Origin of the sequence: Paenibacillus sp. JJ1722 (assembly GCF_048282685.1) — a bacterium.
In the GTDB taxonomy this organism is placed as follows: domain Bacteria; phylum Bacillota; class Bacilli; order Paenibacillales; family Paenibacillaceae; genus Paenibacillus; species Paenibacillus polymyxa_B.
Genome location: NZ_CP182500.1, coordinates 1,032,623 through 1,056,580, shown reverse-complemented (window position 1 = coordinate 1,056,580; position 23,958 = coordinate 1,032,623). Strand labels below are relative to the sequence as shown.

General features: G+C 47.8%; 21 protein-coding genes and 1 riboswitch. Of the genes, 4 read left to right on the top strand and 17 right to left on the bottom strand.

All coding sequences use genetic code 11. The features are described from left to right. Positions 1-10: 10 nt before the first annotated feature. The 12 genes from ACM1ND_RS04870 to ACM1ND_RS04815 all read right to left on the bottom strand — a co-directional run bounded on the left by ACM1ND_RS04870 (position 11) and on the right by ACM1ND_RS04815 (position 14,103). Positions 11-430, bottom strand: coding sequence for a hypothetical protein (locus ACM1ND_RS04870; RefSeq protein WP_023987163.1), 420 nt, complete (start codon positions 428-430; stop codon positions 11-13). A gap of 467 nt (positions 431-897) precedes the next feature. Beyond that, a complete protein-coding gene (locus tag ACM1ND_RS04865; RefSeq protein ID WP_071559242.1) occupies positions 898-1,755 on the bottom strand; it encodes a MetQ/NlpA family ABC transporter substrate-binding protein in 858 nt (285 codons plus the stop codon). A 276-nt stretch (positions 1,756-2,031) separates the two neighbouring features. Continuing rightward, complete coding sequence (locus tag ACM1ND_RS04860) at positions 2,032-2,703, bottom strand: methionine ABC transporter permease (RefSeq protein ID WP_071559243.1); 672 nt, start codon at positions 2,701-2,703, stop codon at positions 2,032-2,034. After that, a complete protein-coding gene (locus ACM1ND_RS04855; protein WP_069081291.1) occupies positions 2,696-3,421 on the bottom strand; it encodes a methionine ABC transporter ATP-binding protein in 726 nt (241 codons plus the stop codon). The genes ACM1ND_RS04860 and ACM1ND_RS04855 overlap by 8 nt, the downstream gene beginning before the upstream one ends. A gap of 139 nt (positions 3,422-3,560) precedes the next feature. Continuing rightward, positions 3,561-4,352 carry an energy-coupling factor transporter transmembrane component T family protein gene (locus ACM1ND_RS04850; RefSeq protein ID WP_418027132.1) on the bottom strand — a complete coding sequence of 264 codons (792 nt, stop codon included), beginning with the start codon at positions 4,350-4,352 and terminating at the stop codon, positions 3,561-3,563. Next, complete coding sequence (locus tag ACM1ND_RS04845) at positions 4,327-5,790, bottom strand: ABC transporter ATP-binding protein (RefSeq protein WP_076160093.1); 1,464 nt, start codon at positions 5,788-5,790, stop codon at positions 4,327-4,329. The genes ACM1ND_RS04850 and ACM1ND_RS04845 overlap by 26 nt, the downstream gene beginning before the upstream one ends. Then, positions 5,790-6,386 carry an ECF transporter S component gene (locus ACM1ND_RS04840; protein WP_209941031.1) on the bottom strand — a complete coding sequence of 199 codons (597 nt, stop codon included), beginning with the start codon at positions 6,384-6,386 and terminating at the stop codon, positions 5,790-5,792. Before ACM1ND_RS04840 ends, ACM1ND_RS04845 begins: the two co-directional genes overlap by 1 nt. 249 nt (positions 6,387-6,635) lie before the next feature. After that, a riboswitch (TPP riboswitch) is annotated at positions 6,636-6,747 on the bottom strand. A gap of 43 nt (positions 6,748-6,790) precedes the next feature. After that, positions 6,791-7,588, bottom strand: coding sequence for a TatD family hydrolase (locus tag ACM1ND_RS04835; protein ID WP_418027130.1), 798 nt, complete (start codon positions 7,586-7,588; stop codon positions 6,791-6,793). A 20-nt stretch (positions 7,589-7,608) separates the two neighbouring features. Next, positions 7,609-10,218 carry a polynucleotide kinase-phosphatase gene (locus tag ACM1ND_RS04830; RefSeq protein ID WP_418027128.1) on the bottom strand — a complete coding sequence of 870 codons (2,610 nt, stop codon included), beginning with the start codon at positions 10,216-10,218 and terminating at the stop codon, positions 7,609-7,611. Continuing rightward, positions 10,215-11,678 (bottom strand): 3' terminal RNA ribose 2'-O-methyltransferase Hen1, encoded by a 1,464-nt coding sequence (locus ACM1ND_RS04825; RefSeq protein WP_418027126.1) that lies wholly within the window; start codon positions 11,676-11,678, stop codon positions 10,215-10,217. The genes ACM1ND_RS04830 and ACM1ND_RS04825 overlap by 4 nt, the downstream gene beginning before the upstream one ends. 21 nt (positions 11,679-11,699) lie before the next feature. Further along, positions 11,700-12,518: a nucleotidyltransferase domain-containing protein gene (locus ACM1ND_RS04820; protein ID WP_418027124.1), complete on the bottom strand. Its 819-nt coding sequence runs from the start codon at positions 12,516-12,518 to the stop codon at positions 11,700-11,702. 19 nt (positions 12,519-12,537) lie between these two features. Then, the gene (locus ACM1ND_RS04815) at positions 12,538-14,103 is read right to left on the bottom strand and encodes a limonene hydroxylase (RefSeq protein ID WP_338533274.1); all 1,566 of its coding nucleotides are present in this window, start codon (positions 14,101-14,103) and stop codon (positions 12,538-12,540) included. 199 nt (positions 14,104-14,302) lie between these two features. On the opposite strand from ACM1ND_RS04815, the gene ACM1ND_RS04810 reads away from it, so the two are divergent. Further along, positions 14,303-15,628 carry a helix-turn-helix transcriptional regulator gene (locus ACM1ND_RS04810; RefSeq protein ID WP_418027122.1) on the top strand — a complete coding sequence of 442 codons (1,326 nt, stop codon included), beginning with the start codon at positions 14,303-14,305 and terminating at the stop codon, positions 15,626-15,628. After that, complete coding sequence (locus ACM1ND_RS04805; protein ID WP_418027120.1) at positions 15,603-16,403, top strand: WYL domain-containing protein; 801 nt, start codon at positions 15,603-15,605, stop codon at positions 16,401-16,403. The genes ACM1ND_RS04810 and ACM1ND_RS04805 overlap by 26 nt, the downstream gene beginning before the upstream one ends. Positions 16,404-16,559: 156 nt before the next feature. Here the strand turns inward: ACM1ND_RS04805 and ACM1ND_RS04800 are convergent, their stop codons facing one another. Both ACM1ND_RS04800 and cysK read right to left on the bottom strand, forming a co-directional pair. After that, positions 16,560-17,537, bottom strand: a complete 978-nt coding sequence (locus tag ACM1ND_RS04800; RefSeq protein ID WP_068938582.1) for an aldo/keto reductase — start codon at positions 17,535-17,537, stop codon at positions 16,560-16,562. 132 nt (positions 17,538-17,669) lie between these two features. Next, the gene (gene cysK, locus ACM1ND_RS04795; RefSeq protein ID WP_023987148.1) at positions 17,670-18,593 is read right to left on the bottom strand and encodes a cysteine synthase A; all 924 of its coding nucleotides are present in this window, start codon (positions 18,591-18,593) and stop codon (positions 17,670-17,672) included. 217 nt (positions 18,594-18,810) lie between these two features. On the opposite strand from cysK, the gene ACM1ND_RS04790 reads away from it, so the two are divergent. Further along, a complete protein-coding gene (locus tag ACM1ND_RS04790) occupies positions 18,811-20,019 on the top strand; it encodes an MFS transporter (protein ID WP_418027118.1) in 1,209 nt (402 codons plus the stop codon). 129 nt (positions 20,020-20,148) lie between these two features. Next, a complete protein-coding gene (locus tag ACM1ND_RS04785; protein WP_193217092.1) occupies positions 20,149-20,634 on the top strand; it encodes a DUF1036 domain-containing protein in 486 nt (161 codons plus the stop codon). Between the two features lie 120 nt (positions 20,635-20,754). Here the strand turns inward: ACM1ND_RS04785 and ACM1ND_RS04780 are convergent, their stop codons facing one another. From ACM1ND_RS04780 to ACM1ND_RS04770, 3 genes are all read right to left on the bottom strand, one after another. Next, entirely contained in the window at positions 20,755-21,753 is a 999-nt protein-coding gene (locus ACM1ND_RS04780) for a glycosyltransferase (RefSeq protein ID WP_023987146.1), read from the bottom strand. A gap of 54 nt (positions 21,754-21,807) precedes the next feature. Continuing rightward, entirely contained in the window at positions 21,808-22,803 is a 996-nt protein-coding gene (locus tag ACM1ND_RS04775) for an aminoglycoside phosphotransferase family protein (RefSeq protein ID WP_076265205.1), read from the bottom strand. A 179-nt stretch (positions 22,804-22,982) separates the two neighbouring features. Further along, entirely contained in the window at positions 22,983-23,675 is a 693-nt protein-coding gene (locus ACM1ND_RS04770) for a pectate lyase (protein WP_023987144.1), read from the bottom strand. Positions 23,676-23,958 lie beyond the last annotated feature (283 nt).

Below are 23,958 nucleotides of genomic sequence, written 5' to 3'. Positions count from 1 at the left end.
GTTTCCCCCTCTACCATAGGCCTCCAGCCAGCATTGTGAAGCGTATAAATACAATCTCATTCCCATCCTTCAGTGACAAAGGAGCATCCAGTTCAATAATTTCCTCGTCACATACAAAAACTCTGTATAAACCATCTTCAAAAGCCTGCATCGCCGTGTTCACAGCATCCTTAATATCCGGGACACCCTCATTATATATGGAACCGAATCCTACTTTGCCTATCTCGCCTTGTGCCTGAACTTCCTCTCCCGTGAGGAACGGAATCAGCGCGACACTCTCCTGCTTTTCCCGTAGCTTTTGAACATTCAGAGCAACGGTTGCAGTAATCAAATCTCGCAATGTTTCTGGAGCAGGACTCAGTTCTAATTCCTGTCGTGCGAGTGCGGGCTTGCGCTTTCCCAAACTTTTTACAGTTACAAACAGCTTCATGTCGTTCCCCTTCCTTTTTATTCACGCTTTTGGCCCGTTGTCAGCTGAATTTTTTGACCCGTTTAAAAACACCGTTAACGAAATCGAAAACGAATGTTTGTTCGTATATTTATTTTAATATGTTCCTTATCATTACTCCATCGCCCTTTATGACCAAAATTTGCAGCGGTGTAACACCCTAAAATCTTAAAAAATAAGACTTTATACCCTGTTTTCGATCATTCCTTTCCATATTAAGGATGAAAAAAAGACCTGCACAAGGGAGACCATCTGTTCTTCACAGACTTCCTTCCATTATACAGGTCGTATTTCATCATAAAACGATGTTTCAACATACTTATTTCAGGATTTTGCAAAATTCGATTCCAGTCGCTCCAACGTGCAAGATATAAACGAACTAAACCATTTCGATCTATATCCTATTCATTGGAAGTCGCTTATTGGATTTTTGCAAAATCCTCATTTATTTAAAATGCTGGAACAACGCTGTCCTTGTAATTATCCTCAAAAAATTTACGTACTTCCGGTCCAGTCATTCGCTTTGCCAGCTTTTGAATAGCATCGGAATCTGCATTATCCTTACGCGCTACCAGATTAATGGCAAAGTGCGTATCGTCTTTTTCGGTAATCAGCGCGTCCTTCTTCGGTGTCAGACCGAGCGGCTTGGCATATGCGGGATACATGGCAGCCATGTCCACATCATCCAGTGACCGCGCCAGCATCAACAAATCCACTTCTTTAAACACGAATTTTTTCTTATTCTCAATAATATCAGCCTGTGTAGCATTATAGCCTACGCCTTCTTTAAGCTTGATCAAACCGTTTTGCTCCATCATTACTAAAGAGCGTCCGGTATTGGCCGGGTCATTGGCAATAGCAATGGTCGCACCTTCGGGCAGGTCTTTAATGTTCTTGTATTTTTTGGAGTACGCGCCATAAATGGCATTGTAAATTGGTTTTACCGCTACCAAATCGGACTTGTTGCTTTCATTATATTGTTGCATAAAAGGAGCATGCTGAAAGAAGTTAGCATCCACTTCATGGCTTGCCAATGCGTTATTCGGTTGGATATTGTCTGAAAGCACGACGATTTCCAGATTGACTCCGTCCTGTTTAAGCAGCGGCTTCACGATATCCAGCACATCTGTCATCGGTGGGATTAGCGTTGCTACTTTCAAGGTCACTTCTTTTTGGGAAGTTGCTTCTTTAGACTGTGTTTCTGGAGCAGCCTGCTTTTGACCACCGCATCCGGCAACCAGTAGCATAACGACAGCAAATATTGTAAGTAGTTTCAAGTTCGTTTTCATGTTGTTTTTCCGACTCATTTGATGAGGAACCTCCAAGTAAATTGTGATTGGGAAGATAAAAATGAGTTACAGTACAGCCGCAGCCGCTTCGCGTGCAGATTGTTCTTCCGATCGCTGTTGAAATGGGATTCTCTCTGATTTATAACACAATTTATAGGTTAGAATCCCATTTCAAAGGCGAACGCTGACGCTTCTCCAGAACAATTCTGTCCGCTCCGCTTTTGAGGTACTGTAAAGTCATTTTTATTTCCCATAGTGGGTGGTGCAAGTGTAGCGAAAAGTTACATTTTTGCCCTATCGCTTGTCGATCCGGCGGGATATGGTGCTTCCGGTGAACTGGATCGTTTGTACAAAAATAATCATGATGACGATGGTGAACGCCATCAAGCCTGTTTCAAAACGCTGGTAACCGTAGCGGATGGCAAAATCGCCTACCCCGCCGCCGCCCACAATGCCCATCACCGTGGAGTAGGAGATGAAGCTAATGGTTGACGTGGTCAAACCCAGTACAAGCCCGGAACGAGCTTCCACGTACAGAAATTTAAAAATAAGCTGGAGGGTGGATGCCCCCATAGAAGTAGCGGCTTCAATTACACCCTTGGGCACCTCAAGCAATGATTGCTCCACCAGCCTCGAATAATAGGCGATGGCCACCACTGACAAGGGAACCGTTGCAGCCATCGTGCCCAGCGCCGTCCCTACGACCAGACGTGTAAATGGAATCATAAACACGACGAGCAACAAAAACGGGAACGAGCGGATGACATTGACCACACTGTTCAATAAGGTGAACAGCAGTCGATTTTCATATTTTTGCCCTTTGCCGCACAAATACAAAATCGTTCCTGCCGGAAGCCCTAACAGTACAGCTGCTGCGATAGAAATCCCCACCATGATAAACGTCTCCCCGATGGCTTTCCATATCTCAGACTGGTATTGCGCAATGATGCTCAGCATTTCATTCATCAGCTTCACCTGCTTCCGCTGTTGAACCTACCGCAGCGTCAACTACACGTTGCGTTGAAAGCAGCTGCCCATCCCGCATTTCTGATACACGGGTACAAATATTGCGTACCACGTCCATATCGTGCGTTACGATTACAATGGTAACTCCCAGTTCCCGGTTGATCTCCCGTAACACGCCCAGAATATCCGCGGTCGTCTGCGGATCAAGCGCCGAGGTCGGCTCATCACACAGCAGCACCGCAGGTCGATTCGCCAGCGCTCTGGCTATCGCCACACGTTGCTTTTGGCCTCCGCTCAGTTGTGCCGGATACTGTTCTGCTTTATCAGCTAAACCGACGAATTGCAGGCATTCGCGCACACGTTCCGCTCTCTCTTTTTTCGCGACACCTGCCAGCTCCAACGACATTGCCACATTTCCACTGACCGTCCGATTGTGAACAAGATGATAATGCTGAAAAATCATCCCTATCGATCGCCGCGCTTCACGGAGACGTTTTTCCGGCATGCGAGTCAAATCTTCCCCGTTCACAACCACGTTTCCCTCATCCGGCCTTTCCAATACATTCATCAACCGGAGCAACGTAGACTTACCGGCACCGCTGGCACCTATGATACCGTGAATTTCCCCCTCCTCCACTTGAAGGGACACGGATTGAACCGCATGAAATTGGCCGCTTGAGGTGGTATAATGCTTGCTTACCTGATGCAGCGTAATCATGAAACCTGGCCTCCTGATGATCCATTTCTCAGGGAAAATGTAATAAGCCCGCCAGCCCAGGCGGGTCTGTACGAGCCGTCAATTCCCATTGCATTAATATACCACAGAGCAGAAAACGGGCAAAGCCTTTTGACAACAATTAACGTACATCCCACACCCCCACGTAAGGAAAGCAGATACCGAGTCCCCAAGCCACCGTAAGCATGATGACAAAATAGAATATGAACACAATATCTACAGCCGAATAGCCAATCGCATAATAATACGTGCGTTTGGTTTCATTAGTAAAACCCTTGGCTTCCATAGCAATAGCAATTCGCTGTGCACGCCGGATACTTTGAGCGAGCAGCGGAATTGCATACCTGCGAAGCGTGGCATACATATTCCATTTGGACACATGCTGATGTAAACCTCGAATACGATGGGCTTGTCTCAATGCCTGGAATTCCTCCACCATCATGGGCATCAACCGCATGGCTGCCAAAAAGCTATACGCATACTTCGGAGAGAGCCTCCATTGCTGCATCAGTGAATAAAAAAGGTTCACTGGACGAGTCGTTAAACCAAACAGCAACCCTACCGCCGCCATACTCAGCGCACGAAAGCCCAGATGTATACCCCGATAAAAGCTTTCCTGCGTAATATGGATCAGGCCCCATGTCCACCAGGTCGTCACCCCTTTGCCGAACATCATCATGCCCGTTGAGGTTGAAATAAACACCAATATAAAGGGAGATCCATACAGCAGCAGCCGCTTCCATGGATGGCCTGACCAGACAAGCAGCAGCAGCATAGCACACGCAACATTAAACATGACATTCGGATCATGGATGACTATAACGACCACAAACAGTATGGAAAACATAACAAGCTTTAGGCCCGGATTCACGCGATGCAGCCATGTTTTATGATGGGGAAAGGATAGGTTCATACTGGAGTTCCCCTTTCTGAATCCGCCATATATTGGTACAATATCGACGGACAATTTCCGGGTCATGCGTGACCATCACAATGGCCGTGCCTGCCGCTCTCAGCTGCTCCAACATATCCAGCATGACAAAGGTATTACGCGCATCCTGCCCAAAAGTCGGTTCATCCAGCAGCAGCACTTCCGGCTCACGGATCATAGCCGTAGCAATACTCAACCGCCTTTTTTGGCCCAATGAAAGCTGATACGGATGACGCTCGTCCAGCCGCTCCAGTCCGAACTGTACGAGCATCCGATCGACCCGTTCCCGGCACTGTTCAACGGTGAACAAGCTCTTGGGTAACGAATACTCTAGTTCCTTTCGTACGGTGTGTGCTACGAATTGCAGCTCGGGATTTTGAAACGCGAACCCGATACGCTCTGCCAGTTGTTCCGTACTGCCTGCCTCAATTCCGCGCACGCTATAACGTCCCTGTGTGCGAAGTAAGCGCATCATGGAGAGCAGCAGTGAGCTTTTGCCAGCCCCGTTTTCACCGACCACGCCAATCCAGTCGCCAGGCTTCACCTGCGCATGCTCCACATAAATCACTGAACTTAAACCGCGGAGGCCACTAAAATGTTCCAGCTCCAGCAAATCAATCCCTGTACCATTCCCCGTACCATTCTGCTGTGTCACTGATTCACTCCAACGCGGCGAAGACGATTCACTCCATACTCCCGGGTACCACACGCCATACTCGGACAATGCCTGCCGCTGCCCATGAAATACTTCTTCCGCCCTTCCATCCGCAATGATCTCCCCTTGAGCAGAAAGCACCACAATCCGGTCCACATCATGGACAATTTCATTAATTTTATGCTCCACGATCACCAGTGTCTGGTCTACCGAAATGTTTCGAATGGTATCCCACACCTGTGTAGTGCCTTCCTCGTCCAACAAAGCCGTGGGCTCATCCAGAAAAAGCACTTCTGGCTCCATAGCCAGCACAGACGCAATCGCCAGCCGCTGTTTCATTCCCTGTGACATGCTGCCAATGGGCATGTGTATATCATCCGTTGATAGACCAACCTGTATCAGCAGCTCGCGAATACGGGATCGCATCTGCTCACGAGGAACCTGATTATTTTCCAACACAAAAGCCAGTTCCTCGTCTGCATATGACATACAAAACTGCGTATCAGGATCTTGAAATACAATACCTGAGACACTTGGGATTACAGCAGCATCGCATTTCATAGGCACTTCTATCGTGCGTGGAATCAGACCGCTTAACACTTGGAGCAGCGTTGATTTACCGCATCCACTCGGTCCCAGCAACAGCAGCTTTTCCCCCTTGCGGACAGACAAAGACATATTGTGAAAAAGCAGCTCCTGCTCACCGGGGAATTTCAACCGAAGACGGGTGATCGAAGCCACCACATCTTCGGTTGCCTGGCTCATCAATCCAGCCCCTTATAATCTTGTTCCGTTGCGGGTCTCAAACTTCGCGTGACTCCGGTTACCTCCAATGCCCTAGCCAGATAGAACGCGAATACCCCGGCAATCACAATGCTGCCAATCATGCGAAAACCAATAAACAAAACATAGTTCCAGGTCGAAAGCTGATCAATATACCCGTAGCTGAAGTCTAAAATCAGAGAAGCGACAGCCGCCCCGGCCGCAGCTAGCGAAGCAACCCACAGGTTTGCGTTCCGATACAGAAAAGCCGCAAAAAATAGCTCCGCTCCCAAGCCTTGCAGCAGGCCATAGTACAAAGTGGACATCCCCCATTCGCTTCCCAAAAAAGCACTGACCGTTGCCGCTGCCACCTCTGCCAAAATTGCAACACCCGGCTTGCGAATGATGAGATAAGCAAACGTGCCTGCCATAAACCACATGCCATACATCAGTTGCTCGGCGTGTAGACCGAATGGTTTCATCAAATCATAGGCAGGTCCCCATATTTTGTAGACTAACCCGAACACAACAGCGATCACAATCGTGACCAAAATATCAGTCAGCTTCAACCCTTTGGACGCTCTTACAGCAGTATTCATTATTGCGTGCTCCCCTTTTTCCTTATAATTGGCCTCTTGGCCATAAAAAAAAGCTTGTCTGGAGCTGAATCTCCAGGCAAGCTTTATGCGCAGTAAAAGGTGAAGCACCATACAAAACATCATTCGTCGATATGCCTTATATAACCAGTAGTCTAAGCTACTACACTGATACCAAGCCAAAGTCAGGGTCAAGGTAAAATGCTAGGACATACATTGTATCTATCGACAACCGCGAAACAAGCGGCATTCCTGTATAGTGTTCTTGGTTTCTCTACGCTGGCATTACCCAGATCAGATTTCACGGTCAGTGGCAAGGGCCACCCTCTCAGCCTGACTTTCTCAAGCTCCCGACAATGCTTTTTTAATTCACTATAATATATACCACATCTATGGCTTTGACAATCCTATAATCCGAAGAAACGTTTGGCTGTCTCCGTCGTGGCGATTTCGATCTCCATCATGCTTCGGCCTGTACATTCGGCAACCGTAGCAGCAATGTGAGCGAGATACATGGGCTCATTACGCCCTTCTTTAGGCTTCACGGGCAAATTACGCGGGGTCAAAAATGGTGCATCCGTTTCAATCATCAGACGGTCCAAGGGAATATCTCTGACCAGTTCACGCAGATGTTTGCCACGCCGTTCGTCGCAAATCCAGCCGGTGATCCCGATATACAGTCCCATCTCTACATACGTATGCAATTCTTGTTCCGTGCCTGTAAAACAATGCACCACTGCTTTATCGACAAGCCCTTGATACTCCCGCAGCATAGCAACAAAATCCTCATGTGCATCTCGTTCATGAAGAAATAACGGCATATTAAGCTCACCCGCCAGTTGGATTTGCTCCTCAAACCATCGGCGCTGCACATCACGCGGCGAAAAATCACGGTTATAGTCCAATCCGCATTCCCCTATGGATATGACCTGCGGCTGACTCGCCAGCTGGCGGAGCTGCTGAATCGTATCTGCGCTGCAGTCTTTGGCATCATGGGGATGCACGCCAGCTGTCGCATACAGCTTGCCCGGATAACGTGCTGCATACTGAGAAGCCTCCCGACTGCTGCGGACACTGGTCCCGGTAATAATCAGGGGTGAAATCCCTACAGCTGCGGCTCTCTCTACCACCTGTTCCCGATCCGCATGAAACGAACGGTGCATCAAGTTCACGCCAATATCAATTAACGGTGTACCCCTTTCCATCTCAATCCCTCCTTCGCAAACTACAATCTCGGATCAATCGGCTCCGATTCCAGAGATAGCGCGGCAAGGACGCATTCATGAATACGATCTACCGTATCCTTGCGGACAAAACGTTCCACGCCTTCCATACCAAGCGCTCCTTCCATCAGGGCATGACGCTCCTTTTTGTTCGTTCGACGCTGCTTCAGACGCTTTAAATTCTCAGAGGCAAGATAATCCATACCGTAAATGATGTGCAAATACTTCCGGCCTCTCACCTTGATTGCAGGCTGAATCATCTTGTCCCGATTTTTCATCAAAAAGCGTTCCGGCTTGATCACAATCCCTTCATGACCATCCTCTGCCATCTCGTTCCACCAGCGAATGACCTCTTCCTCGCTTGCTTCGTCCGTGATCACGCGGTACTCTGTCTCCATAAACAGGGAAGACAGCCCAGCCAGCTCCCGGTTTTGCTCCATATGCCAAATATGAGAATGGTCGAAAAAAGTCTTTCCGCTGTGTGCCAGTGTATGGAACGGTGCAATACGAATTTCATCCAGACCGTCCACATCCCAGCAATATTTTTGAAAAGCATCTTGAAACGTTACGGCATTCGCGTACTTCTGTTCCATTTCCTCCAACCAGTCTCCAACCTCTCGACCTGCAACCTTCGCCTGCTTCAGCTTGTCTACCAGCTTACTGCGATCCAACAGAGCTGCCTCCCCCACATGCGCATACTGTGCAGCAATCAGTTCCCGAGCCTTGAGATTCCACGGTACAATTTCCGCATCCAGCAATACAAAATCCGTCTGGTTCCGTTCAAAATATCCAGCAGTCCGTAAATCCACATTAAGCTTCTCCATCACTTGCTTCCCAAGGCTTTGTTCAAAGAAAGCTCTCCCACTCCGACTATAGATCGTGCCCAATGTCGGGTAGCCTACATATTGAACAGCGGCCTGTTCGTTTTTGAATAATAGCAAAATAGCCCGGCTACCCATATGTTTTTTCTCGGCCACCATCGTTTGTACTCCTTGCCCGCGATAATAAGCCAGCGCCTCACGTGGATGCTCCAGATATCCTTCCTCTGCAGACACCGCTGGAGCAGGGCTCATCGTCGGTGGAATATACACCAGCTCCTCCATGGGTACCGTCACATGTGACACGGTATCTATAGCGGATTTGATCCATTCTCCTTGTACGCGCACTTCGCCATACGATTCCGTCAGCACACTGTAACCAGCGATTAGCTTGCGTAAATTCGGCGGGGAAAACCGTTTTCTCTGCCACCGGACAAGTGGGCTATCGGGATCATTCGCATAATTCTCATGTGCCGGAACGCTGACAAATTCCTTTTCCGGATAACGATAAGCGGTCAGCATACCGCCAAATACCACACCCTGATCAATATTCACCGTCTGGTTCACAAGGGTAGGCTGCGGTCTCGGATCATGTCCCCATACTACTATTTCTCCCGATTCATGGTCTACGAACCAATCCTTGCGGATCGGTTTTCCGTTCGCATCCTGTCCTTCCGTATCTCCATAGCGGCAATAATCAGAAATACGTGCCGACTGTTTGCCAATAAAATGATCCTTAATCCCGGCATGAGCCACAACCACATGTCGCAATCCATTTCTGCCAAAAATAAGATGAGAGGGTGCATGTAGCAGAAAATCCCTCAACTCGCTTCTAAGCTGTTCTGCCGCTGCCTTGCCCGCTTTTTGTTCATATTGGACCAGTTCCTCTGCAAATCGTTCATCGCCATGACTGAGAGTCACCTTTCTTCCATCGAGATAACGGCCGATTTTCCAGCCATGATTACTGTCAATCATATACGCTAGTCCGGCATCCACGTGCTTTTTCCAGAACTGCACCGCTTGTAACGATTCTGGGCCACGGCTCATCACATCCCCGACAGATACTAGTCTTCTGCCATCTGGATGATGGTATAGTCCTTCCGTATCTTCCGTATATCCTAGCTGCTCTATCACTTCCAGCATCTCACGGTAGCACCCATGGATATCACCAATGATGTCAATACCTGAGCCAATCTCATGAAACAGTGGCTGCACACGGCGAACAAAGTTCATTTCTTCTACATCCTTAATAACATAGCAAGCGTTAAAGCCTTCCTCACGGATACCACGCAGATTCCGCTTTAACAGCTGTGCCTGCTGCTTGACCCGTTGGCGGCCACGCGGATGCTCCCTGCCTAAATCACGTTCCAGCAGCACAGATTCGGGTACATCCAGTACCCAGGCCATAACAGGAACGTGCGCCTTGGCTGCCAGCTGTACATATTTCTGGCGATCCTCAGCGTACAAATGGGTGGCATCCACAACCGTTAGCTTATTCAAGCGACAACGCATAGCCAGAATCGTATCCATCGCCTCAAACGCCTTGGCTGACATTTGCTGATACTCATAGAACAGTACGTCCGATTCCAGCCTTGGAAGTCCACTCCAGTCTATAAATTCCGTATCTCCGACCAGCTTGCGAAAATGATCCGAGGATACCACTTCTGTCTCCAGTAGAATCCCTTCGCTCACCAGCCTGTCCAATAATGTGGTTTTGCCACTGTTGGAGGCCCCCACCAACACAACCAGTCCAGCATGCGGTAAATGAATCGTACGTTTGGATGAATTGCTCATGCTTCCTTCTGCTCCTTTCTGCGCGTAAATATAGCCATTTGGGTCGGTTGTCCAAAGCCTTCGACCTCTTCTCCGATCCCCTTCAGCGCTATCAAATAAGGAGCTTCCTCAATCCACTGCTCACATCGTTCCTGAAACTCGCGTCTATTCCATTCAAAACGGTGATCGCCATGCCGCAGCTCTTGCTGGTTCATGCGATATACTTCATTATATTCACGATTGGGAGTCGTCACGATCAGCACACCCGGCTGATACTCCGTCACAATCGTCTTCATCACCCGGTTCAGACGATGCTCGTCCACATGCTCAATGACCTCACATAGGATCATCACATCTTTGCCCCGCAATTGTTCATCATAATAAAAGAGAGAGCCCATCATGGGTGTAGGAATGATCGCGTCGGTATGCCTCTCCAGCTTGGCAAAACGCTCCATGGCTCTCACCTGTGCATACGCAGACGGCTCCACCGCCCAAATTTCTTCAATGCCCGTCATTCGGGCCATCCGAGCCGAAAGCTTCCCTTCTCCTGAACCAAAATCTACGATTTTCTGTCTTCGAGGCAGCTTGCGAATCACGTCCATAATAGCTTGATACCGCAGCTCATTCAGCCGTACAGTAGGCTGTTGCTTCCCTTCCTCCTGTGGCTGTTCTTGCTGTTGAACCTGTTCGTGCTTATCCTTTTGAGCTTGGACAGTATGTTTTTGAGTATGTTTTTCAATATGTTTTTGAGTACCTATTTCAGCAGAATCTGATTGCTCAAATTGCTCAATCAGATTGGTAAAACGAAGCGTGCGTCGAATGATGAGCTCGCGTAGCGGATGCTCTGGCAGCCAGCCTTCACCGTAACGTCTCAGCTTGTCAAACTCTTCTTCACTAATATAGTAATGCTTATAATTATCCAGCACCGGAATCAACAGCAATAACTGACGCAGCGCATACTGCACCGTCTGGTGGCCACTTAACGTGACATATCTGACGGTGCTTCGATTTTTCAGCTGAAAAGAATAATCTGCTTCCCCTCGTTCTATGGCCACTTGATAGCCCAGCGGAGCAAATAGTCCCTCCACCACAGAATCCGGCAAATCCGAAGCAACAGGCCCAAACGATAACTCCAGCGCAAAAGGGTGCGTCACCCATCCTGCATAATCTTCTTTGGGTTTACCGTTCAGGGCTGTGCCAAGCGAGCCACGAATATAGGTGCAAAATAAGCTGCTGGTTACAAACTCCCGGTCATTAATATATTGTGTAATATCATAGCTGTCTGGACTGTTTTTGATCAAATCAATCGAATCTGGCGAAGCCTGAATGACGATCTCAGCCTCTTCCTCGGTAAAAACAGTGTACACCATGCGTACACGTGCGCCTTTTTCTGTGCGATCATACGTATTGTAAGGATTCTTAGCAAGCAAATGCGAAATCATCCCTGCATGGGTTCCGGTTGCTTTTAGCGTGATGTGCATACTCCACTTCTCCTTCCCAGCTTATGCTTTCCATACTTCATTCACCGCAGTGCGGAACAAATCATCCAACTGCTGATCCCGTCCACTCTCCACATGCTGAAGCAAGGGCGCCTTTTGTTCAAAATAAGCAATTTGCTGCTGGATAAAATCATTCACCACCGAAAGCCGTGGCTCCATATCCAGTTCCTCGCCCGCTTTTTTACGTTGCAGCAAATGCCCGATCACCTGATAAAGTTCTGTATCTGACGGAATTAATTCCTCTAGCAAGTCTACGAATTTCATCGGAGGCATGCTGTTGTAACGTTCAATCCAGCCACAGGCCAGCAGTGGGCGCAGTACATAAAAATACTTTTTAATCTTCACCTGTTCTCCTTGCAAATAATCCCGATAGTTCCCCCGCGCCATATTCAGGTAATGGTACACACAGGACTTCGGAGAGAAAGTTAACGGCGATATTGCACGAATCTGGTCAGCCACTGAATACTGCTCCAGATAGGGAATCGGAGATTGCAGCCATTCCAGCAAAGGCGGATTGGACTTGCGAAACAAATGGAGTGCCTTTTTCAAATCCCAGCCGTTCATATCCAGCAAATTGCTGATGGGTCGCTCAATCACATCCCGCTTATCAAAGATAGATAAATACCATTCTACGGGTCTTACATAGATAAATCGTACATCATAGTCACTGTCCTGTGAAGGAAACCCCCATGCCCGACTGCCTGATTCACAGGCGTACACAATGCGCACCTGCTCCGCCTGCTCCAATGCGCGCAGCTCACGCAAAATCGTCTCGCACATTTCCGGTTGAATGAAACCCTGCCCATGCTTCACATCTGTCATGTTGTTCCCTCCCTTATCATTAAAGTATTTCCCGAATCTGTTCTCTAATCGACTCCTCCGTTTCAGCTACCGATAAGTGGCGAAGGCGCTCTGTCGTTTTCTCTCCCCACATCTCAGAAGACCATACCTTGAGTACATGAAGCGCTGCACGGCGATTGGAGGTCACCGGACTCCAAAGCCCGGCAGCAACTAGCTCTTGTCCCATTCCTTCGTGAGAAGACAATAGTTGCAACAGCATACCCAGACATTGATGCGCTTCATACTCTAGTCCATACCCAGGTAGATTAGCAGGGCCGGAAGCAATCTCTCCCAAGGGCAAGTGCTGTTCTGCAAAAGCCACCAACTTGCGCACCCGCTGTTCATCCTCTGTCTTGATGAGTTCAAAGTACAAAATAGGCTTGACTGGGTATCTGCTTAATTGATCAAATAGCACGGGCCATACATCTAGTGTCAGCATTCGAGCTACACGAATGGCATAGTGGAGATGAGATGAATCTGCATGCTGCAATTCCTGCTCCACCAATTGCACCCACTGCGGATCGTCCATCATCTGCTGGCACAGCGACGCGTAACGTCTACGCAATTCCGGTGTCCATTCATGCTCATAACGAGTCTCCCATGTATCGTCCTCTTCATCCAGAAAGTCTGCAATATCCATGATGATCGTAAAATGCTGCACCGTCGTGCACATGGCCTTGGCATGACGAAGGTAGTTACCTATAACCATAGCGGCATGCTCATAATCGTCTATACTTTCCGCAGGTCCGCCTGCTGCCAGCAAAGCCGACAGAATCTCGCCTGCTCCGTCAAACAACTCCTGATCAATCTGCGGAACGGCGATGGCTGTATGCAGCTCGCCTTTATGAGCGCACTCATAAGCAAGATATTCATACATGACATTATTGCGGAATCCTTCCCGCAGTAGCCAATCACGTATTTCCTGACGCGTAGGTTCCAGCCGTTCCACTACGTGAATACGTCCCCAGCCATGTACCTGGCGGGCTAACGTATACAACTGTTCGTTGGCTTGCTCCGAAATATTACAGATAGCTACAGCCGCATATAGCGTGAATTCATCATGCTTTGCCAGCGTTAAAATAAGCTCGTGATGCTGCTCTGTCTCCAGCAATCCAAGCAACGCAATACCAATCTTCACCACATTGCGGTGTGCTCCGTGTTCAGCCAGCCAACGCGCTTCCTCATACAAACGATCCGGCTGAATTGCTGGATGCTGGCGCACCGCATCCAGCAACGGATCAATCAGACTGAGCGCATTTTCCTCCATCAAGCGTACATACGTCTCACGTCTCGTCTTCATTCCTGGCTTACGACATTGTCTGGACAACAGCTGCACCAGATCCTTGATTTTATCGGCTACATGCTCGCCAGCACCATGATGCCCAAATGCTCCATCTAATCCTCCTGCCACCCAACGCATCGTGTGACCTGCCCAATATTCTTCATCGTCCGGTAATTGATCATCAGTAAGCCTGCCCTGAGCGTCTAATCCCTGCATAATCGTTTCATAAATCGAAAGCTTGCCTACCCATGGATATAACACTTCATTTTTGCGTCGTCCAAACATGTTGCATCACCCTTCTGTTATGTATTGCTTCTTATTTCATCGTGCTATCTTATATCCCTATGATGCTTTATTTTGGAAGTCGTGAACATGGTGGAAGTATTACAAAGATGAATAAATTCCCTTTTTCCTGCATCCCTTCCCTGTTAGAATAAAGGGATACTTGCTTTCGGAGAACGGCAACAGAAACGGGGAATGCATCATGGCGAGAGAGAGTTTTGATAAAGAAATTCAATTCCTGCGCATGCTCACACTGACCAACGGCGCTTATAATCGGCAGCAATTTGCAGACAGACTGGGCATTTCAGTGCATACCTTTGATAAAACAATCCGGCGTCTCAAGGAAATCGTCCAATCCGTACAACAACAGTTGCCTGAGGACCAAGGACATGATTTTAATGAGATGCTGCGCTTTAATTATTACGAATCCGCTGATCCATTACTTTTATTCTTGTTTCGGGCTAAATCGCTCAAGGAATCAGAAAGCGTCCGCTTATCTCTTCTGCTGACAGCGCTACAGTCACAGCCTCTGACCACTATGGAATTGCTGGATGCTTGCTGCAACGGGCTGCCTTCCGACAGTTCGCTGCCAGATGAAAAAACGATTCGTTCCGATCTGAAATATCTGGTCGAAGTCGGTGTGGTTCGCAAGGAGCACGGCGGCAGACCTTACCGCTATGCTGTCCGCAACGATCTGGTGACAGGACTGACGGACGAGGAATTACTGGACTTATATGATTTTGTAGACATTATGGCCAACACCCAGCTTCCCTCTGTTCAGGGATATCTGTTGCGAGATCATCTAAAAAAAGCTATGCGCCGTCAAGCCGGAGATCGGGATATGATTGAACCTTTTTTATATAAATACCACTATTATTCACGCATTCTGGACGAAGCCCATATTCATCCGCTTCTGCATGCCATTCGGCAACGTCGCTGTGTAACTTTTTTATATTTTTCGACATCCAAACGAAGCATGTACGGGTCACAGAACACAAACCCGCTGTTTGAAAAAGAGACGGAGGGCCGTGAACATACCATTCTGCCCCTGCAAGTCATCTATGATCATCAATATGGACGTTGGTATGTTCTTGGTCATGTAGGCGGTAAAGGAATCATGAAGTTTCGTATGGAGGGCATGACTCAATTGGTGGAGGGCAAGCCTGTACCAGAGCAGTTTCATGCCGATCTGCTAGCGGTGTTGGAAGAAAAAATGCGGTACAGCTGGCTTGTTGATACCGGTCGTCCTGTGAAGGTACGGGTACGTTTTTTTAATCCTGAGGGCGCGAAGCGCAACTTTATTCGGGAACGTGTGCTGTCACAGGGACAGTGGGGTATGATTGCGGAGGAAGAAAGTGAATCCTTTATCTATGAAATCACAGTGAATGGAATCACCGAGATTAAACCGTGGATTCGCAGCTTTGGATCAAGCTGTGAGGTATTGGAACCTCAGCGGCTGCGTAAGGAATTCAGACAGGAATGGAAGGAGCTGCAAGCCTATTATGAGCCTGTTCGAGAAAATATTTAACTATCAGATCGTCTCTCGGCTGGATGAATCGGGCGCTTTTGCTACCACATCGCAGGAAAGAGTCTGGCTCCAATCTATGCTGACAGATTCGGCAGCAATAGAGGCTTTCACCCCGTCTACGCTTGACAAGCTTCGGCAGATGCTCGCAGACGACGAGCCGCTGGAGGCCGATAGGAGTTTGCGGGAAAAAGCAGGTATCCCTGCTGTCTCGGTATATCATCCACTCCTGCGTGAATTGCGTCCCATTCTGCGGTCCCGTTCAGGTATCTGTATGACCTACAAACTGCGCAACGGACGCATGCATGAGCGAATGTCCGGTTTTCCATATAAGCTGGAGTTCTCCATGGTCAAAAAAGAATGGAGCCTGCTGTGGTATAACCGCAGACACCGCGCGCTCATGTCTACCAAGCTGTCTAATATCGTGAACATCACGGAAGATGAGCTTCTACCCGAAGAGGCCGAAAAATTCACCCAACGTATACTCGATATACTGGAGTCGCGCAAAGAGCAAGGCATCATCAAAATTATTCCCATATACAACGGTGAAATGTCCCGTATTTTATATGCTTTTTCCTGCTTTGAAAAAGAGGTCGAATATGTTCAGGAAGCAGATACCTATCGTATTACGCTCACCTTCCAGGCAGACGAATGTGAATATGTGCTATCCAAAATCCGTTTCCTTGGCAAACGTGTCAAGGTCGTCCAAGGCTCCCGGCTGATCTCACGAATGAAGGAAACAACGTCCAAGGCCCTTGCACGCTACGAAGAGGAATAGCTACTGAGGCAATATGAGATGCATCCATGTAAATAGGCCCTTCCTCCGTCTGTTAATGAGACGAAGGGAGGGCCTATTAAACTACAGTTCGTATAAACGAGGTCATACACGTACACCCACATACGCCTGCTGTAACAAACGGGTCCGCAGTACCAGTTACGGCAAGGCTTGTCCGCGCGCACTGACATACAATTCATACCATTCCTCACGGGTCATCAGCTCGCTCTGGCGTTCCGCATCCTGACATGCCTTGATTCGTTCAGGATTGGCGCTGCCAAGGACGGGCTGAATCCGTGCCGGATGTTTCATAAGCCAGCCAAGGACGATCGCTTCACGTGTCGTTTCCTTTTCAGAAGCCAGCTTCTGCACCAGCTCTGCCGTCTTAACGACACGCTCAGGCTCCCCTTTCAAAGAACCTCCGCTAAAACGTCCCTGCGCCAGCGGTCCCCAGGCTTGGAGCTGAATATCCTCGGTTTGGCAATATTCCAGCAAACCTTCGCCAAAATGTACATTCGTCCCCGCCTGCTGGTTCACATGTACTGTCTGATCTACAAAATGTAGATGCGCCAGGCTCATTTCCAGCTGATTAGCGATCAGCGGCTCCGTTAGGCTCCGCTCCAGAAACCGAATTTGGCTTACATTCATATTGGAGACGCCAAAATGCCGTACTTTGCCAGATGTCTTAAGCTCGCTGAACGCCTTCGCTACTTCTTCCGGCTCTACCAGTGGATCGGGGCGATGCAGCAGCAGGATGTCCAAATATTCCGTACCCAGACGCTTCAGAATGCCATCCACGGACTCCATAATATGTGCATATGAGAAATCAAAACGGCCCGGGAGCGTACCATCCGGCAGAAAAATGCCGCATTTGGACTGAATTACGATTTGTTCACGCAAGCCCGGCTGTCCCTTTAAAACCCGACCGAAAATTTCTTCCGCTTTCCCCATACGATAGATATCCGCATGATCGAACATCGTAATCCCAATGGATTGTGCAGCTTCTACAGCTCTTTCCGCTTCAACGACATGCGCCTGCGTAAACGGTGCATGGCTCCATTCTCCACCAAAAGGCATACAACCGAGCGCCAGCCGACTATCGGAGATTCCACGTTTCTGTAAAGGCATAATCTTCATGTTTCTCCTCCTTCAACCCTCAAAATATTCCCTGCTTCATCCACATATGAATAGTTCGTGGAACCGCTATCACACACCTATTTTACCACTTACTTACGGTCGTGTATTACTTTGGCCCCAATCCACATCTTTTTATCCGAATATCCCCATGCTCAGATAACGCTCTCCGGTATCCGGGGCAATGCAAAGTACCCGTTTGCCTGCTCCCAAACGCCGAGCTTCCTGAATCGCCGTCCATATCGTAGCTCCGCTAGAGGGGCCAACCAGAATCCCTTCCTGGGCAGCAATCGCCCGTGTCATTGCAATCGCATCCTCATCGGAAACCTGCACGATTTCGTCATACACTTCCGTATTCAGCACGGTGGGAACAAAGCCTGGACTGGTGCCAACCAGCTTATGTGGACCGGGTTTTCCTCCAGATAGCACTGGCGAGCCCTTAGGCTCAACTACAACAATCCGCAGATCCGGCAAATGCTGACGCAGCACTTCACCTGTTCCCGTAATGGTACCGCCCGTTCCCGAAGAAGCGACGAACACATCCAGCTTCCCTTCTGTCTGTTCCAAAATCTCAAGTGCCGTCGTCGTACGGTGGATATCCGGATTTGCCTCATTTTCAAATTGATGCGGGATAAAACTCCCTTCAATTTCAGCCCCCAGTTCGAGTGCCTTGCGAATCGCTCCTGGCATCCGTTCTTCCGCTGGTGTCAGTACGACCTCAGCCCCGTAGGCTTTCAAAATATTGATCCGTTCCTTCGTCATATTCGAAGGCATCACCAAAATTGCACGGTAACCTCGGGCTGCCGCATTCATCGCAAGACCAATTCCCGTGTTGCCACTCGTCGGCTCAATAATGGTGCCTCCCGGCTTTAGATGTCCTGCCTTTTCCGCCTCGGCAATCAGATTGCCCGCCGCCCGATCTTTAACACTGCCGCTTGGATTAAAATACTCCAGCTTCACATACACTTCCGCATCCTGCGGCCGTGTGAGCCGTTGGAGTCTTACACAAGGTGTATCTCCTATTAAATCTGTAATACTATGTACCACTTTAGGTGCCATCGTTATATCCTCCTTGGATCGTTCCTTACAGCGTCATTTTACGATCTTAATATCATACTACCAAAATAACATACTTGCCTCCTTCCTACCTGTCGCTTTTGTAAATTACATAAAACTTATCAACTTAGTATGTAAAATTCTTGCAAAATGGGTCGCCAGATATCGCCTGTAATGATATACTCGCATTACTATTTTTTCAGGAGGATACAAGACACTTATGAGTAATCAAGAAAATATGACAGCAAATCGCTTCCCCCCCTCCTTGCTATGGTTAACCCTTGGTGCCTTCGCCATCGGCATGACCGAATTCGTCATTATGGGACTTCTGCCCAATGTAGCCCATGATCTTCATGTTACGATTCCGCAAGCCGGGCAGTTAATCACCAGTTACGCGCTTGGTGTGGCCATTGGCGCACCTGTACTTACTGTATTAACCCATAAGGTTCCGCAGAAAAAGCTGCTATGCCTACTAATGACTATATTCATTTTAGGCAATCTTTTTTACGTCATTGCTCCCAATTACGAACTTCTGATTGCCGCTCGTATGGCTACTGCATTATCGCACGGAACCTTTTTGGGAGCCGGTTCCCTGATCGCTGCCAGACTGGTTCGTCCTGACAAGCGCGCGGGTGCCATTTCTATGGTGCTGACCGGTTTGACCGTGGCGAACATTATTGGCGTGCCCTTCGGTACCTTTATCGGACAACAGCTCGGCTGGCGTGCTTCCTTTGGAGCCATTGTGGTCATCGGCTTGATTTCTCTCTTTGGTATCATTCGCTACATTCCGGTGATTCATCAGGACAAGCCTTCCAGTCTCAAACAAGAAGTCAAAAGCCTGTTTAATCCAAAAGTGCTACTGATGCTGCTCACAGGTGCAGTCGGTTGTGGTAGCCTGTTCACTGTCTTTACGTACATTACGCCTTTGCTTACGGATATTAGTGGCTTTGCCGAGCATAGCATTACCTGGATTCTCGTCCTGTTTGGCCTAGGGGTAACGATCGGCAACATCGTTGGCGGCAAGCTCGCAGATTGGAAACTACTTCCATCCCTGATCGCAAACTATGCTGTGCTGGCTATTATTTTGGCCATTCTGACATTTACGCTTCAAAGCAAGGTATTGGCCGTCATCACGGTCTTTATCTGGGGCATTGCTGCGTTCGGCATCATGCCGGGTATTCAGGTTCGCATCATGAATCTGGCCTATGAGGCTCCTTTACTTGCCTCTACCTCCAGCCATTCCGCATTAAATCTGGGCAACGCAGGCGGTGCTTTTATCGGGGGAGTTGTTATTAATCAAATGGGGCTAGCCGCTATTCCATGGGTTGCATCGCTAATCACTGTCGGCGGTCTGCTACTCATGATAGTTAGCTACATTGAGGATCGCAAGACGGCTCATACTGAAGCGATAGCTGAGATACAGTCATAGAATCATTTAGCAAGTTGGACGTAAACGATTGGTTCATTTTTCATAGATTGAGAGATATTGTCCACTCTCTTCTTCTAAATTCCTCATAGTATGACATTGTAATACAAATTTATGAGGAAAGAAGTGTGTATGATGAGCCTTTTTTTTACAAACAACACGAGTAATACCATCTATGCCGCCTATGCTTATCCTAGTTCCGACTGTCATCCCACCAATTATTCTAAAATGGGCTGGTATCGGATAGAACCTGGTGATACGAGAGAAGTATGGAACGGTTCTGTCGGGGGAACCACATTCTATTATTATGCTGAAGATCACTCCAATTCGTGGCGTGGTACGTACCGCACACGGCTTCCGAGAAGCACTAGCAGTGATTTTCATTGGTGTTGGAACTATAGTAGCGGATCATCCAGACGAGTGGGGATGCGTAGACTTTCCATTGACTCATCTGTAGACAGTTACACTGTCGAGTTCGGCAGAACCAGCCAACTGTCAACAAAGACAACTCATAAAGCATTACCTTCTAAATCGGAGGACTCCGGCATTCGCAGAATTCCGAGAAGACCGGCTCGCTTTAAAAAAGGAACCCCGGTTCCAGTAAAGTCCAAACGATAAGTCAAAGAACCGTAACCCGCATGATGGATATTTGAAAAAAAGTGACCACCTTGCGGGTTATTTTTATTTCACTCTGGACATTCAGACGCTTGTTGCAACCACAGTGTTTTGCCTCGCCGTTCAGCTTAACCAATGATCAAAAAAGTCCCGATAGCCCTGCTTCATCACCTGACTTGAAAACTTTTCCATAGCGTATGCCTGATTTTCTGTAGAAACCCGGCGCGGTGAGGCGGCAGCCATATTGACCAGCTCGAACCAGTTTTTCTCATTCCCTGAAAAAGAATGAGTAGAGCTGATATGTCCATAGCAAGGATGCTCTGGCTTCACGACGATTTTACCCATAGCCAGCGCTTCGGTCAGTGGCATCGCGAACGTATCAAATTTGGAGCAGCTCCAATACACCTTTGCCGTGTTCATCAGTGCAAACACCTCATCTTGCGTCAACGCAAATTGAAGTTTAACATTGTCCGGGATATCGTACTTCTTCATACTTTCCTTGTAGCGTTCACCGCCAAATACCATATAGACATCCTTGTCAGGATTATGCCTCGCATACTCCAGCACCAAATCCGGACGTCGGTTCTCCTCATCTCTACCAATCCACATCACCCGGTTCTCTACCACTTGCGAGGGATCAAAATGCTTTTCAACCAGCCGCTCATTAAATCCGATCGGGATGACTGTCACATCGGTTACGCCAAACTTCGAAGCCATCTCCTGCTTGAGAAAGGCAGTCTGTACGATAGCCTTGTCCACGATCTGATAAAAAGGCTTCATCATCTCGTAGCCTGTAAGTGCCGGATCAGGAAAACTATGCGGAAAAAGCACGCTGTTTTTAAAAAACATGTTCAAATAGGTAAAGCCAGATACCGTATAAATAACGTGCTCAATCTGCTGCTCATGGAGTTGGTCCAGTACGACGTCATAGTTGACCAGGTCGCCCTTTTCGTGCTCATAGCCAGGAAGCCAGTCATGGCTGCTCACATGGCGCTCTGGTGATACAAATACGATGTCCACCCCCAATTCCAACCCGATCTGCTTCAGACGTTCTGCAAAAATACGAGGACCCTGTGCTTCAGCAAATTGTATTTTTCTCATGACCAAACCGACTTTTTTCATGGATTTATTCCCCACCTTCTTTTACTAACTAAATACAGTCTATGTCTTAAGCTACTATCTACATTGTTGGGCTTGTCCCCAATCCATCATCGCTGCACATTGGTTCAAACAGGCTAACGTTTCATCCAACTGGGACTCTAATTGCTCTTTTGACCATTTATCGCCGTTTCTATGCAGGTTCGTTCCAATCCTTTGCAAATCACTTGTGATTAACAACAGCATCCAGAGCGAAAATACCACCGCAAACATGCCATATTCCAGCATAAATGCCGTTCGATCCACTCTTATCCCCAACAGCTCCAGCTGCTCCACGTATGTGTCCAGTATACGAATACGCAATTCGGACGTCATCCGTCGGGGAAACAACGGATGGGACATGTCGATCAGGTGATATACATCCCACAGCGGTGTGTTCAGATGAGCATGCTCCCAATCCAGTAACATAAGCCGTTCCCCGCTCAGCGCATAGTTCCCCGGATGAAGATCACCATGAGACAGTACTAGCTGCTGTGAAAAAGATAAATGCTCCAGCTGTACATACATACGCTGCATCTGTTGCTTAGATAATCCCAGTGAGCTGCAAAGCTTTAACACATCCGGCTTGCGCGTGTATAGCTCGGAAACCATCTCCTGAATGAGTGGCTTCGGTCCCCGCAGCGGCATTCCAGCAAAACGATCCGTCGGCAAAGCATGCCACCATGCAACAAGTCCAATAGCCCGTAACAGGGTTTCGTCTGCGTGTAGATGATGTAACGGACCAAGGTCCTCAAAAACCATCCATTCTCCTCCGCCATCCGCGTCTGCGTCAGACCAGGCTAGCAATCGGGGATAGATTGGTGATAACGCAGGAAGCACATGCTCGTACACCCATCTCTCCCGCCCCTCCTGATCATCGTTGGTTAGAGGTTTGAATATATAACTTTCAGAGGAAGACACGTAAAAACGTTCCACATGCCGACCATTCGTACCTGTATATAAAATTTCACGATTCTGCACCAGCATATCATTCAAAGTGCCGTCAACATTCACATATTGATGAAAAGGATTCATAGCTACCCAACTTTTTTTGTATAAAATGTAATAGCACGATCATATCACAGTCCTCGTTCCGAACGAAGTCCAGATCATCTTGGGGTAACTCGCCGTACCAAAAAAGGGGCTTGTCCAATCAGATCCACACGACCTGTTGGACAGCCCCTTATCATATCTCTACTCCTATCTTACTCCGATTAATATTGAGTATTGCCGGACTCGCTCGTATTACTGGATTTAAAGCCTTTGAACAATTGTTTCACATTGTGATAACGAGTGTTCGTAATTTTAGCTTTGCTGTTAGGACCGTCCGATCTCAGAATTGAATCCTTAACGTTGGAAATATCCGAGTTATCCAAAGTCATATTCACTCTGAATGTAGAGCCCCCAAGTTGGCGAACCAGCTTTCCGATATCATCGGCTCTAAAGTTTTTTATGTTAATCGTGCCTTCGGCATTAATTTGGAATACTTTATCGTACGCATGGAACGCTCCACCGCCCGTAATGTTTACCGTGCCTGGCTCTTTAAGCGTCAAGGCATCTTCACCTACATCCTCCCACGTTACGTTGGAAATAGTTCCGTTGCCATACACATGTACACCATCCGCAGCAGGGGCAGCGATGATCACATTTTTCAAAGTTGCATTATTTTCAAGCTTGAAAATAGGCTTTTGAGCCTCTTTCTGGCTTCCGTCTCCCAAGGTATCGGGATCAGCCACTACAGTCTTGCCTTTACCATCGTATACTTCTCCAGCTTTAACAAGTATGGTCTTATGAACGACTTCTGGAGCTGCATGTGCAGAATAATTGCCGACAAATAAAGCGACCAACATTCCTGATAAAGCGATACTGATTCCCTTTTTCAATACTTTAGCTGTGTTTGTTTTCATTTCAATTCATCCCTCTCGTAGATATTTTTTTTATTCTTGTCAATTCTTCGTTGACTAGAGCGCGTAGACCGTATCACCACCTTCGTACAATGAACCCATTGACCGATACACGTCTAAAAGGCGTTATTTAACTATTTGCATATGTATACTTGGTTTTTGGTTCAAAGCAATTTTGTCTCCCAATTAATATAAAGCACAAATTGTAAATAGAGCGATTACATTTACAATTTGCATAACTCTATTATAATCATACTTCCAGTAATTTCAATATATTTTCCGCCAA